General features: G+C 35.7%; 6 protein-coding genes, 2 rRNA genes and 3 pseudogenes (1 of these 11 only partly in view). 8 read left to right on the top strand and 3 right to left on the bottom strand.

Translation table 11 applies throughout. The features are described from left to right. From IPK14_10240 to IPK14_10220, 5 genes are all read left to right on the top strand, one after another. Nucleotides 1–1,842 (top strand): 23S ribosomal RNA (locus tag IPK14_10240) (it extends 1,171 nt beyond the left edge of the window). Nucleotides 1,843–2,134: 292 nt separating this feature from the next. Continuing rightward, a 5S ribosomal RNA gene (gene rrf, locus IPK14_10235) occupies nt 2,135–2,251 on the top strand. 220 nt (nt 2,252–2,471) lie between these two features. Next, entirely contained in the window at nt 2,472–3,692 is a 1,221-nt protein-coding gene (locus tag IPK14_10230; GenBank protein MBK7993775.1) for an NADH oxidase, read from the top strand. A gap of 61 nt (nt 3,693–3,753) precedes the next feature. After that, complete coding sequence (locus IPK14_10225; protein ID MBK7993774.1) at nt 3,754–5,334, top strand: sigma-54-dependent Fis family transcriptional regulator; 1,581 nt, start codon at nt 3,754–3,756, stop codon at nt 5,332–5,334. Nucleotides 5,335–5,526: 192 nt separating this feature from the next. Beyond that, on the top strand, nt 5,527–6,654 hold the full coding sequence (locus tag IPK14_10220) for a Stp1/IreP family PP2C-type Ser/Thr phosphatase (protein ID MBK7993773.1): 1,128 nt from the start codon (nt 5,527–5,529) through the stop codon (nt 6,652–6,654). Here the strand turns inward: IPK14_10220 and IPK14_10215 are convergent, their stop codons facing one another. From IPK14_10215 to IPK14_10205, 3 genes and pseudogenes are all read right to left on the bottom strand, one after another. Further along, the gene (locus tag IPK14_10215; GenBank protein MBK7993772.1) at nt 6,655–7,401 is read right to left on the bottom strand and encodes a HAMP domain-containing histidine kinase; all 747 of its coding nucleotides are present in this window, start codon (nt 7,399–7,401) and stop codon (nt 6,655–6,657) included. A 144-nt stretch (nt 7,402–7,545) separates the two neighbouring features. Next, nucleotides 7,546–7,716 (bottom strand): annotated as a pseudogene (locus IPK14_10210) (GAF domain-containing protein). Beyond that, nucleotides 7,683–10,628, bottom strand: coding sequence for a hypothetical protein (locus tag IPK14_10205; protein MBK7993771.1), 2,946 nt, complete (start codon nt 10,626–10,628; stop codon nt 7,683–7,685). The pseudogene IPK14_10210 and the gene IPK14_10205 overlap by 34 nt, the downstream one beginning before the upstream one ends. Before the next feature lie 427 nt (nt 10,629–11,055). Here IPK14_10205 and dnaK point away from each other — a divergent pair. The 3 genes and pseudogenes from dnaK to IPK14_10190 all read left to right on the top strand — a co-directional run bounded on the left by dnaK (nt 11,056) and on the right by IPK14_10190 (nt 14,666). Continuing rightward, a pseudogene (gene dnaK / locus IPK14_10200) lies at nt 11,056–12,985 on the top strand (molecular chaperone DnaK). Between the two features lie 95 nt (nt 12,986–13,080). Continuing rightward, a pseudogene (gene dnaJ / locus IPK14_10195) lies at nt 13,081–14,231 on the top strand (molecular chaperone DnaJ). A gap of 9 nt (nt 14,232–14,240) precedes the next feature. Continuing rightward, on the top strand, nt 14,241–14,666 hold the full coding sequence (locus IPK14_10190; GenBank protein ID MBK7993770.1) for a helix-turn-helix transcriptional regulator: 426 nt from the start codon (nt 14,241–14,243) through the stop codon (nt 14,664–14,666).

The following is a 14,666-nucleotide window of genomic DNA, read 5'->3' as shown; positions in this document are numbered from 1 at the left end:
CCGACAATATAACGGGGCTAAAAGTACACACCGAAGCTTTGGATTATAGAATTTCTCACTTATTAAGTATTAATTTTATCTAATAAATTAGATTAGTATTTGATAAGAGAGAAAAAGTTCTGTAGTGGTAGGAGAGCATTCTCAACAGCGTAGAAGCCGTACTGAAAAGGCGGTGCTAGTCGAGAGGCTAGTGCTAAAGTGGAGCGTTGAGAAAAGACTTTGTCGGCATAAGTAGCGCAAAGCCGGGTGGGAATCCTGGCCGCCGAAAACCTAAGGTTTCCTGAGTAAAGTTCGTCTGCTCAGGGTTAGTCGGCACCTAAGGCGAGGCCGAAAGGCGTAGTCGATGGAAGACAGGTGAATATTCCTGTACTAGAAACAAGCGTTTGAGCTTGGGGGGACGCAGTGCCAAGGAACAGACCACGGATGGAAGTGTGGTTTGAGCAGGCAAGATGGTAGGGCAGGTAAATCCACTCTACAATAACATCAAGCCTGTAAGCGAAGGCTTCTTCGGAAGCCAATAAAGTGGATCTGAGGGGCTGCCAAGAAAAACCTCGTTAGCGAGCTTGGAAGTCTAACCGTACCGCAAACCGACACAGGTAGGTGGGGAGAGAATCCTAAGGCGGATGTGAGAATACTCGTTCAGGAACTCGGCAAATTAACCCCCGTAACTTAGGGAGAAGGGGTGCTTACTTGAAAGAGTAAGTCGCAGTGAAGAGTGCCAGGCGACTGTTTACTAAAAACACAGGTCTCCGCAAACTCTGTAAGAGGAGGTATGGGGGCTGACGCCTGCCCAATGCTGGAAGGTTAAAAGGAGAGGTTAGTCGAAAGGCGAAGCTTTGAATTGAAGCCCCAGTGAATGGCGGCCGTAACTATAACGGTCCTAAGGTAGCGAAATTCCTTGTCGGGTAAGTTCCGACCTGCACGAATGGCGTAACGATCTGGCAACTGTCTTAACGAGTAGCACAGCGAATTTGTAGTACCGGTGAAGATGCCGGTTACCCGCATCAAGACGGAAAGACCCCGTGAACCTTTACTATAACTTGGTAGTGAATCTGGGCAGTGGATGCGCAGGATAGGTGGGAGACTGAGAAGTCAGGCTTTAGGGCTTGGCGGAGTCAACGGTGAGATACCACCCTTGCATTGTTCGGGTTCTAACCTACTCCCTCACAGGGAGAGGGACACTATCAGGCGGGTAGTTTGACTGGGGCGGTCGCCTCCCAAAATGTAACGGAGGCTTCCGAAGGTTAGTTCAGGGTGTTTGGAAATCACCCATAGAGTGCAAAGGCAAAAACTAGCTTAACTGTGAGACAAACAAGTCGAGCAGGTGCGAAAGCAGGGCTTAGTGATCCGGCGGTGTCGTATGGAAGAGCCGTCGCTCAAAGGATAAAAGGTACTCCGGGGATAACAGGCTGATCTGAGCCAAGAGTTCACATCGACGCTCAGGTTTGGCACCTCGATGTCGGCTCATCGCATCCTGGGGCTGAAGAAGGTCCCAAGGGTTTGGCTGTTCGCCAATTAAAGCGGTACGTGAGCTGGGTTTAGAACGTCGCGAGACAGTTCGGTCCCTATCTGGTGTGGGCGTAGGAAACTTGACGGATGCTGACCTTAGTACGAGAGGACCGGGTTGGACTAGCCACTGGTGTACCTGTTATCGTGCCAACGGTAGTCGCAGGGTAGCTAAGCTAGGTAGAGATAAACGCTGAATGCATCTAAGTGTGAAGCTCGTCCGGAGATGAGGTTTCCCCAAGAGGCTCGTGGAAGACTACCACGTAGATAGGCTGGGAGTGTAAGTGTGGTGACATACTAAGCTGACCAGTACTAATGACCCATCGGCTTGACCACTACTTTTGCTATTGGTTGTCTTTTGATTAATCAAAAAGACAATACAAAAGTAAGTAAGTTAAGTGTTGTAGAGCAATGAAGTTGCTTTTGGAAAAGTCAATTAAAAAAGACGCTAAGAAGTACTTAAAGAAATTTTTGCTTATTCAAAATCAAAGAAACAAAAGAGTTAAAAAGGATATTTACAATTAAATAAAAAGGATATTGCTAATAGTAAGCTTTTTGTTAAATAAAGAAAAAAAAGCTTATAGAAGTTAGCTACAATGACTAACGGCTTAGTTATTGTAAAAGAGTTTCCGGTGACCCTATCGGAGGGTCCACACCCGTTCCCATCCCGAACACGGAAGTTAAGCCCTCTGGAGCCGATCATACTGCCTTCGCAGGGAGGTGGGAAAGTAGGTAGTCGCCGGATTTTATCTTTTTAAATCATATTTTTTCTTCCTTAATCTTCTTTTTCTTTTCTTCATCTTTCTTCATTTTTCTCTCTATATAAATTATTTCTAAACTACATAATTCTCCGTAATTTGAAAAACTTCTTGCTTCTATTGTAAAGTTTTTATGTGTCTTATAAAGTCTAATTAAACATACATAATAATATTATTATTAAATTGGTTTTATAAGGCTTAAAAATTATGACAATAAAATTAAGTGACAAGCTAACCTTTGCTTGTGGAATAGCATTACCTAACCGACTAGTAAAATCTGCAATGAGTGAGCAATTAGGTGATTATAGCAATAAACCTACAACAGAATTGGTAAGGCTTTATCAACGATGGGCTGATGGGGGGCTTGGATTAAGTATTACAGGAAATGTAATGATTGACCGCCGAGCTTTAGGAGAACCTTGTAATGTTGTTGTAGAAAGTGAAGAAGATTTAGCAAAGTTATCTGAATGGGCAAAAGTAGGGAAATCTAAGGGAGGGCATATCATAATGCAAATTAATCATCCTGGCAGACAATCACCTACTTTTGTTTCTTCACAACCTGTCGCTCCTTCTCCTGTGCCAGTTAATGTTGGTAGAGGAATGTTTGCTATTCCAAGAGCATTAACAGAAGAAGAAATCTTAAATTTAATTAAGCGATTTGCTAATACGGCTCGAATAGCTGTAAAAGCGGGGTTTTCAGGAGTTCAAATTCATGCCGCACATGGATACTTGATTAGTCAATTTCTTTCGCCTCTAACTAATTTGCGAATAGATGATTGGGGAGGAAGCGCAGAAAACCGACGACGATTTATCTTAGAAGTAACTAGAGAGGTACGCAAAGCTATAGGTAAAGACAAAATTTTGGGTGTTAAGCTAAATTCTGCCGATTTTCAAAAAGGTGGTTTTACTAATGAAGAATCTATGACAGTTGTACAAGAATTAGAAAAAGAAGCTATAGATTTTTTAGAAATCTCTGGTGGAACTTATGAAGCTTCAGCAATGATAGGCGATGGACAGAAAGAAAGCTCTAAGAAACGAGAAGCTTATTTTTTAGATTATGCTCAAAAGGTTCGTAAACTTGTTAAATTACCACTACTTTTAACGGGAGGGTTTCGCACGGCTAAGGCTATGCAAGAAGCTTTAGCTGAAGGATGTGTAGATTTAATAGGGTTAGCGCGACCTTTGGCCGTTGAACCCGATCTGCCTTCTAGAATTTTAGCTAGCAACGCTGATGCTCGTCCAGCAGAACGTCACCGAGTAGGAATAGCAATGTTTGACGGTTTTGTAGAATTAATGTGGCATACTCATCAACTTCACAGAATGGGCGCAGGTAAAGATCCTGATCTTAAACGAGGGGCATGGCCTACTTTGTTGGCTGGACTTTGGGAAAATGTTTGGAACTCTTTTCGCTTAAAACGTAGTAATTAAGACAATTTATTAATAATGATAACTTAAACTTAGAAAGAACAAACAAGTTTAGGGATAATTTATGAGCAAAGAGACAAATAATTTTATTGGTTTAGAAGCATTTTTAGAAAATAATTCTGAACTACGTGATACTACTTATATTGACCCAAGCACATTGATTGCTAGTTATAGTCAGTTACAACTAATTTATGGTTTTGGTCGTGCGCTTTGTTCAGAAACTAAATTAGACAAAATTCCTGTCGCAACAGTAGAGGCTCTAGTAAAAATAATTAATTTAGAGCGATGTTTTATTGCTATTTTGAATGAAAAGAACAGCTTAGAACCTATCATTAAATATAATATTGATCTTCCAGAAAAATTTGAAAATTGGCCCGTAAGTAAAAGTGTAATAAATAGAGTAATTAAAGATGGAATGCCTCTATTATTAGTTGATACATTAAAAGACAAAAATTCCCACCAAAGTATGTACTTAAATCAAATTAGCACAATAATGTGTGTTCCTTTAGGCATAAAAGGATCTGTTAAAGGTGTAATTTATGCTGATAGTAAGCGAGTTGCAGATAAATTTTCTAAAACGGATCTTCTTTTCCTGATTGCTTTAAGTCATTATGTGTATTTGAGTTTAATTAATTCAACACAAATAAATAGTAAAAATTGGTCTGATAACACGATATATCAAAACGTTTTAATAAATGAAATGCTATCAGTAGGCTTGGTAGGCAGATCAAAGTTATTACAACAAGCTTATCAACGATTAAAAAGAGTTGCTGACAAAGAGTTGCCAGTTTTAATTTATGGTGAAACAGGAACAGGAAAAGAACTTTTTGCACAAGCAGCACATAAACTTAATGCTAATCGTAGTAAAAAAATTTTTCTTAGCATTAATATTGCGGCACTGTCAGAAACTATTATTGAGTCGGAACTTTTTGGACATGAAAAAGGGGCATTTTCTGGCGCAACTCAAACTAAATTAGGTAAGTTAGAGTTAGCTAATGGGGGGACACTTTTTCTTGATGAAGTTGCAGAAATTCCATTAAAAACACAAGCTAAACTGCTTAGAGTATTGGAAAATGGATATTTTGAAAGGGTTGGAGGATTAAAAACTTTACATACAAATATCAGACTAGTTTCCGCTACTAATAAAAACCTAGAAGAATTAATTAAAAAAGGGGAGTTTCGAGCAGATCTTTATTATAGATTAAAAGGATTATCTATTGTTCTACCTGCTTTAAGGGAACGAGCAGAAGATATTCCAGAGATTATAAAATATTATCTTAGTACAATGAACTCAGCAAAAAGCTTTAGTCAAACTGCCTTAATTCATCTGCAAAGTTATTCTTGGCCTGGTAATGTCAGACAGTTATTAAGATTGGTTGAAGAGTTGGACGCAACTTGTGAAAATGCACTGATAGATTCTAGCGACCTACCACATTATTTATTAAGTAATGAGGATAGGTTAAGCTTTAATAATGACTTAATAGCAGATAACTTTTTACCCCTCAATGAGTTAGTTTCTCAAGTTGAATGTAGTTATATTAAACAAGCTTTAGATTTAGCTAAAGGAAATAATGATAAAGCAATAGAACTGTTAGGGATTTCAAGGGCTAAATTTTTTGATCGTAAAAAAGTTTATGGACTTTAGTTTTTCTAGTCTAATTATTGAATTATTTTAGTTTGAAAATTGAACTTAAAAACAGCAATTCGCTTAAAATAAGTCTTCTTAAAATCTAATATCTCATTTATTAACAAACAATTATAAATTTATTTATCTTTAATTATTTTTGGTACGTAATTTGGATACTCCTAAATCTAAGAAAATTTTTAGGAGTAATTTATGACTATAAATATTGAATTTTATGGTGATACTAACGTTGGAAAAGTAAGACAAAATAATGAAGATAACTTCCTAATAGTAAATTTAGCAGACAATAATTTTTATAATATTAATAATCCTCTAAAAGAATTGGTAAGATTAGATACAAATCAAAAACTTTTGTTTGCTGTTGCTGATGGTTTAGGAGGTGCTTTAGCAGGAGAAATTGCTAGTCAATTAACTGTAGATATTGTGAAAGAACGACTTATTCAATTACAAAATCTTTCTATATTTAATGAATTTCCTTTCTATGAAAAGCTACGATTAGTTGTAGAAATAGTAAATCAAGTAATTATTGAGCAGAGCCTTAATAATGTTCAGTGTACTGGAATGGGATCAACCTTTACAGGTGTAACTATTTGTAAAGATGAGGCTTATATTGCTCAAGTAGGGGATTCAAGAGCTTATTTAATTAGAGATAATAAAATTATGCAACTTACTAAAGATCATTCCTTAGTAGGGCAACTTTTAGAAGCAGGTTATATTACCGAAGAAGAGGCAGAAAATCATCATTTAAGAAATGTTATTTTACAAGCTTTAGGAGGACAAGCAACGGTAAATGTTGTTATAACACGAGTTAACTTAAGAGAGAATGATATATTACTAGTTTGTTCTGATGGACTAACAACAAGTGTAAAAAATCAGCAAATTTTTGACATAGTTAAAAATAATTTGGACTTAAAAATAGCTACTGAAAACTTGATTAAAATGGCTAATGAAAGGGGAGGACAAGATAACATTACAGTAGTGCTAGCTAAAATTAACCATTTATCAAACCCTAAAGAAACAAAAGAGTTAGAAATTGAAATATTGTCTAGGGATATAAATTTACCTAAGAGTATAAATTATTTAGAGTTAGAAATTGAAGAAAGTAAATCACTTACTAAGCCTATTATTCAACAAAATATGGAAATGGTCATTAAAGACAGCCCGACGATAGAAACCAAAATAATTGAAGAAGTAGCAGAAAATGAAAAACAAGAATCAACAAAACCACTAGTAAAACAAGAATTGCAACTGGCTAATTGGCGGAACTTTGGAATAGTGTTGTGGGAAGAATTATTAAGAATTCTTCGGTTTGCTATCTAGCTAAAAGCTTTGAACTAGGTTTGAATTAGTGTTTTGGTTGGGTTTTTGGTGGATAGGAAAAATAATATGAAAACTACTACCATAATTTATTCCGTCAGATTCTGCCCAAATACGACCGCTATGAGATTCAACATAACCTTTGGAGATTGCTAAACCTAGTCCACTACCACGAGCAGAAAACTGATATTTTCCAGAAGTATGATTTAGGGTGTCAGAATGAGTGTAAAACTGGTCAAAAATTCGCTCTAAATCCTTTTTTTCTATACCAATACCATTGTCAGTAATAATTATATGAGCATTGCTGTCTTCTTGGTTAATAGTAACGGAAATAACACCTTGATCAGGAGTAAATTTAATGGCATTTTGAATAATATTACTTAAGAGTAATTGTAATTTATCTGGATCAGCAGAGATTATTAACTTGTCTGGCAGGTTTAGTTTAAGTTCTTGATTACGTTGTTGGATAAACTGGGAAAGTTTATTAGCTACAATTAGTGTAATTTGGCATAAATTTACTTGAGAATATTTAAGACGAACTTGTTTTTCACTAATTTTTAAGGCTTCACTAATATTTTCTACGCTTTCGACCATTCGATTGGTGGCACGTTGGCAGGCAAGGAGGGATTTTTCTTGTCTTGGGGTTAGTTGACCTAGAAATTTTGCTAATAGTGCTTCGTGATTACCTTGCAAAATAGTTAAAGGAGTACGCATTTCATGAGAAGTAACCACCATAAAGTTGGATTTCATTTGGTTTAATTCTTGCAAAGCGCGGGAAACTTCTTGTTCATGTTGGTAAAGGTTCTCTATTTCCTTTAAGGATTCAGCAATAATTAGATTTTTTTCTTCTAAAGCTAAATTTTTTTCTTCTAAAGTGCCATAAAGAGAGGCATTTTCAATAGCTACGGCGGCTTGATGGGCAAGAGATTCTAGGATTTGAACATCCTTTTCTGTAAAAGTTACGCGGTTAGCAGTTCGGCGAATGTCTAAAACGCCTACAACTTTGCCTTTACGATCAATAATTGGGATTTCTACGAACCCATAAGGGGAATATTTTTTGCTAATTCTAAATCAACGAGCTTTGGTTCTAGGTGTATATCATTGACTATATAGGGTTTACCAGTAACAGCAACTATTCCAGCAATACCTTGGCCTAAAGGAAAGATAAGATCGGAATCTTCTAGCTTGCCTTTATACCATAAATGCTTAAAAACAATATTTTCACCTACTATTAAGCCAATTGTACCGGGTTCACCATCAATTAACCGTGCGCTTTCAGCAGTAATATTTTGTAAAACTGTTTCCAAATCCAGTTGAGAGTTAATAATTTGGATACTTTTTAAGAGTTGGCGTAGAGTTTCAAGGCGTTCTTGTTGTAGTTGGCGAAGTTGAATAACTTTTTCTTGTTGTCTTTTAGTTAAAACATGGATTCGCCATGCAATAGTGACGTAAATAGTTCCACCAATACCACTTAAATAAAATAAAATTGCCCACCAAGCAAACCAAGGAGGAGGATTTATACTAAAAGCAATGTTGACAGGGCCAGAAATATTACCTTGACCATCTTTGGCCCAGACTTGAAATTGATAAATTCCATAGCTTAAATTTGTATATTCTTTTCTATGTTCGCTATTCCAATCTGAAGGTTTAGGATCTAAACCTACTAATTGAACACGATAGCGAGTTTCTGATTCCTTAAAATAACTTAGCAAAGTATATTCAAAAACGAGTTGATTTTCATAATAACTAAACTCTTCATTATTAGGTAAATCTTTTGAGGTGCCTATAAAAGTTTGTAAATTTGTTTGAGAAGAGTTTTTAGTAAAAGGTTTTCCTCTAATAGTTACTTGTTCAATATGAAGTGGTTTAGGTTGGGTGTCACTAATATTTTTCTTTAGATCTAACATTGCTAAGCCGTAAAGAGTGCCTACCCAAAGACGATTTTGGCTATCTAAAATTGCTGCTCTAGGGTTAACACCGTTTCCAGGTAAGCCATCTTCAGTTGTAAAAATATAGCTATCAAAGTTGACTAGATCAGAGATATCGCTTTTTTCTGTTTTTAATGCAAAACGTAGAATACCCTTAAAAGTAAAAATAAAAATTTGCTTTGGTGTGAAAATAATTTGGGAAACTATATTGTTTGGTAGTGCTGGAGTAGTTGAATCAGAAAAGATCTGCCAAGATTTATCAGATTTATTTGGGAAAAATTGAGCTAATCCTCCATTAGTTCCGATCCAAATAATTTGTTGACCATTGTTTTTGGTTTCTTTTAAGGTTTTTATTAGATTATTAGGCAATTTAGAATTTTCTGTATTATAAATTGTCCATTTAGCTGCAATTAAGTTTGAATTATCAGTATTATTTACTATTTCTAGTTTAACTAGTCCACCTCCCCAAGTTCCTAACCAAATTACTTGACCACTGTTATTTGACTCGGTTGCTAAAATACTATCAATTTGATTATGTGGTAGAGGAGAATTTTTAGTTGTATAAGTTGACCATTTCCCTTTTTGAAAACAGGCTAGTCCGCCTGTAGTTCCTACCCAAAGAGTTTTTTCTTGGTTGCTAGTAGTTTCAAGTAAGCTCATTACCCGGTTTTCAGGTAGACCAGAATTACTAATGTTATAAGTTGTCCATTTATTATTTTCTACTTTAGTTAATCCTCCCCAACTACCTATCCAAAGAGTATTTGGATAGCTATAAAGTAAACTTTCTACATTATTATCTGGTAAAGCAGAATTAGTAGTATTGTAAATTATCCATTTTTCATTTTCTAAACAAGCTAGCCCTTCATAAGTGCCAACCCAAAGTTGTTTGTTTGTATCTTCTTTATTTACTTCTAATAAGCTTCTAACTATGTTATTAGGTAATTGGGATGTTTTAGTAGAAAATGTTTGCCAGCCAAGTAAATCTGTACGAACTAGCCCACCTCCATTAGTTCCAATCCAGAGCGTAGGGATACCATTTTCAGGATATGTACCAAGCAAAGAAACTATAAAATCTCCTGATAAATTAGAATTTTGTGAATTATAGGCCCTCCAAAACATGTCTTCATTATTCGTTGATTCCACAAAATAGGCTAGCCCAGCAGGTGTGCCTATCCAAATTGCTGATTTTTCAGATTGTAAATCGGCTGGATAAATACATCTGATAATATTATGGGGTAATAGGGAATTATTAGTATTATAAATATTCCATTGTGGAATATTTGGAGGGTTTTCCTTTAAGCTAACTAGTCCTTGTTCAGTTCCTATCCAGATAGTTTTTTGGTTATTATTTTTAGTAATTAGTAAGCTTTTAACAACATTACTTGGTAGTAAAGAATTGGTTTTATTATAGTTAGTGGAAAAATTATTATTTTCAAATTTAACCAATCCACCTCCATTGGTTCCAATCCAAAGAATATCTTTGTCAGCAAAGAGAGTTTCAATATTATCACTAGGAAGCCTAGAATTTTCACTAGTGTAAGTTTGCCATTTATCATTAGAAAATGCTGATAAGCCTGTTTCAGTTCCTACCCAAATAGTAAGTTGACCTAATGAGGTAATAGTAACGGCAAGTGTATTTACTATATTGTTAGCTAATGCTCCAGATTTTTTATAATAAATTGTCCATTTACTATCTTTTAATTGTATTAGACCAGCCCCATTAGTGCCAAACCAAAGGCTACCATCAGAAGTAGAAAGCATTGTTTGAACAGAATTAGAAATCTGTCTATTAGGCATATTTACAGTAGTCCATTTATGACCGTTATAGTAAGTTGCTCCGTCTTGAGTTCCTACCCAAAGATAGCCTTTTTGGTCAAAAACTATTGTCATTGCTGAGTTTTGAGGTAGTCCATCTTTATCTGTAAATGTATGGAAGGCAAAAGATCCTGATAGTTTAGGAAAGGTTTTTTTAGTTAATGATTTTGTAGATATATTAGTTAAATTAGTAGAATTACGTGTTTCTCCAAGCAGATCACGATTTAACAACAAATATATTGTTAATAAAAAAGAAAAAAATTAGGGCAAATTGGCTAAGAGTTTTAATTTTGGAAAAGCTAAACATTGATTTAAGTGTAGCTACTTAATTCAGCAAAAATAAGCTGTTTATTAGAATCACCTAATAATAACTTATAGTAGCTTGGCTTGTTAATAAATAATCTAAATTTCTTATTTAGAGAAGTAAAATTTTTAGTTAATTAGATTATTCGGAAGAAAGTTGATTATACTTGCTATAAAAAACTTGACAATAAGATACTCAACTAGCTATACTGCGGACAACTTGAACAAAAAATATATTGTTGGGCATTTAATTAATTTATATTCATCCGCCCAATTTGCAATTTTATTATTAATTTCTATCAATTTAGTATTGAGCAGATTGTCAGGAAACAATTCTGCCATTTGGAGGCAAAAGATTATGAGTAAGATTATTGGTATTGACTTAGGAACCACTAATTCAGTAGTTGCTATTATGGAAGGTGGTTCTCCCACAGTAATTGCTAATTCAGAAGGTGCGCGTACTACTCCCTCAGTAGTAGGATTTACAAAAGATGGACAGCGATTAGTAGGACAAGTTGCTAAACGTCAAGCTGTCACAAATCCAGAAAATACAGTTTATTCAATTAAAAGATTTATGGGCCGTCGTTATGATGAAGTTGGCGGTGAAATTAAACAAGTTCCTTATACAGTAAAGTCTGTTTTAAACGGTGATTGCCGAGTAGTAGCAGGTGGTAAAGAATATTCTCCACCAGAAGTTTCTGCCATGATCTTACAAAAAATTAAAAGTAGCAGCAGAAGAATACTTAGGCCAAAAAGTAGAAAAAGCAGTAATTACTGTACCAGCTTATTTTAATGATGCACAACGTCAAGCAACAAAAGATGCTGGTAAAATTGCTGGGTTAGAAGTAATGCGTATTGTTAATGAGCCAACAGCAGCAGCTTTAGCTTATGGTTTAGATAAAAAGAAAAATGAAACTATAGCTGTATTTGACTTTGGTGGTGGTACTTTTGACATTTCTGTCCTAGAAGTAGGTGAAGGTGTAGTAGAAGTAAAGTCTACTAATGGTGATACCCACTTGGGCGGCGATGATATTGATGAACGCTTGATGAAATGGATTATTGAAGAATTTAAGAAAGATCAAGGGCTTGACCTTTCTAATGACAAAATGGCTCTCCAACGCTTAAAAGAAGCAGCAGAAAAAGCAAAAATTGAGCTTTCTTCAACAATGGAAACAGAAATTAACTTACCATTTATTACTGCTGACCAAAGTGGGCCTAAGCATTTAGTAATGAAGCTTTCTCGTGCTAAGTTTGAATCATTGGTTGATGATCTTTTACGTCGTACCTTAAAACCTTGTGAGCTAGCTTTGTCTGATGCTGGTGTAAAAACTAGTCAAGTTGATGAAGTAGTGCTAGTTGGCGGCTCAACACGTATTCCTAAAATCCAAGAAATGGTGAAAAACTTCTTTGGTAAAGAACCTCATAAAGGTGTTAATCCAGATGAAGTTGTAGCTGTTGGTGCTGCTGTCCAAGCAGGCGTTTTAGCTGGAGATGTTAAAGATCTACTCTTATTAGATGTTACTCCACTTTCTCTAGGTATTGAAACTTTAGGTGGTGTGTTTACTAGACTAATTGAACGTAATACAACAATTCCTACACGTAAGAGTGAAGTCTTTTCAACCGCATCAGATAACCAAACATCAGTAGAAGTTCATGTTTTACAAGGTGAAAGACCTATGGCGCGAGACAATCGCACATTAGGTAAATTCCATCTAGTAGGTATTCCACCAGCACCAAGAGGAATGCCACAAGTTGAAGTAACCTTTGATATTGATGCTAATGGTATTGTAAATGTATCAGCAAAAGACCTTGGGACGGGACGAGAGCAAAAGATTACCATTACATCTAGTTCAGGATTAAGCAAAGAAGAAATTGACAGAATGGTAAGAGAAGCTGATTCTAATTCTGAGTCAGATAAAAAACGTCGGGATCAAATTGAAGCACGCAATAAGTTAGATAGTTTGACTTATTCAACCGAGAAGTTAATTAAAGATAACCGAGAAAAAATTGATAATGCTACAGTAACAGAACTAGAGGGAATTATTTCTGAGATTCGTGGCAAGTTAGAAACAGCAGAAACTCCAGAATTAGAAGCACTTTATGAAAAACTAACTAAAGCTTCTCATAAAGTAGCTGAACAAATGTATCGTCAAGCTCCTCCAGATGCACAAGCTGAATCAGCATCAGCCGGTAGTGGTGGAGGTTCAAGTGCCGGTAGTGGTCGTAGTAATCCTAAAGATGATGATGTTATTGATGCTGAATATGTAGATGTTGACGATAAAAAATAGTTAAATCTACTAATTAAAAGCAAAATTTCTTAACCTTTGACAGCCTGTAAGTTACAGGCTGTCAACTAATGTAACTCTTTCTAAATAGAACAATTATGGCACGAGAAGATTACTATAAAGTTTTAGGTGTAGAGCGTACTGCTAGCCAAGACGAGATTAAAAAAGCATACAGACGTTTAGCTAGAAAATATCATCCAGATGTAAACCCTGGGGATAAGTCGGCAGAAGAAAAATTTAAGCAAATATCAGAAGCATTTGAAGTTCTAAGCGATACAAAGAAACGTGAAGTTTATGATCGCTTTGGTTCTTACTCAGATAATATGGCTGATGCTGCTGCTAATGCTGGATCTGCAAATAGTGGATTTGGTTTTGGTGGATTTGATTTTGGGGGTTTTAATAGCGGTTCATTTGGAGATATTTTTTCTGAACTCTTTGGATCATCCCGCAAAGCAAGTGCTAATAGTACTAATATGTATACTAATGCTACTGCACCAGAACCTAGAAAAGGTTTAGATATCGAATATGCTTTATCAATTAGTTTTGAACAAGCTGTACAAGGTTTTACTACTAGTATTACCTTAAGTAGAGATGAAGGATGTAATCGTTGTAATGGTAATGGAGAAATAAGTAATAGTAGTGTGCAACAGCCTTGTAGCCGATGTCAAGGTAGCGGTAAAACAACGACTCAAAGCGGTAAGCTTCAATTTAAGACTACTTGTCCTGATTGTCATGGGACAGGACGACGAAATCAAGCTTGTAGCCTTTGTTTAGGCCGAGGCACAGTGCCAAAAACAGAATCTGTTAAAGTGCGTATTCCTGCGGGTGTTGATACTGGTTCAAGAGTTCGTGTACCTGGAAAAGGACATTCTGGAACTTTGGGAGGAGGATCAGGAGATCTTTTTATTATTACTAATGTAGGTGAACATCCTTACTTTACCCGTAAAGGGGATAATATTTATTGCACAATTCCTGTTACTGTGCCTGAAGCCGCTATTGGAGCAAAAATAGAAGTTCCAACCATTTCTGGAAAAGCAGTGTTGCGTATTCCTCCAGGGACACAATCAGGACAGAAGTTTCGCTTAAGAGAAAAGGAGTTCCTTCACTACGTGGTAATGTTTGTGGGGATCAATATGTAGAGGTAAAAATAGTTTTACCAAAAATTATTAGCGAAGATACAAAAACAATCTTAAAAGAGTATGCTCGGCTTAATCCAGAAAACCCCCGTATGGAAATGGGGCTAGAATAAAGTAGTTATATGACAACAACAAAAAAGAAACCAAAAACTAAAGGTTATACCATAAGCGTTGTAGCAGAAACCTATGATATTCATGCACAAACATTAAGACTTTATGAGCGTGAAGGGCTTTTAACTCCTTCGCGTTCAGATGGAAATACTCGCTTTTATACAGAAGAAGATTTAGAGAGATTAGAACTAATCTTAAAATTAACTAGAGACCTAGGAGTAAACTTAGCAGGTGTGGGTATTATCTTAAATATGCGGGAAAAAATGGATGAAATGCAGAAAGAATTTAATCGGTTTTTAGAATACTTACAAATGAATGTTTCTCAAGATGTTTGGCAAGAAGACGAACAAATAAAAAATGCTTTAGTAAGAGTAAACCCTTTATCACAAATAGCCGTTAGACCTTCAAACATAATAAATCAAAAGAAAAAAGATTAA

The organism is Blastocatellia bacterium, assembly GCA_016713405.1.
In the GTDB taxonomy this organism is placed as follows: domain Bacteria; phylum Acidobacteriota; class Blastocatellia; order Chloracidobacteriales; family JADJPF01; genus JADJPF01.
Note: the sequence above shows the minus strand (reverse complement) of the source record. Positions and strands in the feature narration are given on the sequence as shown.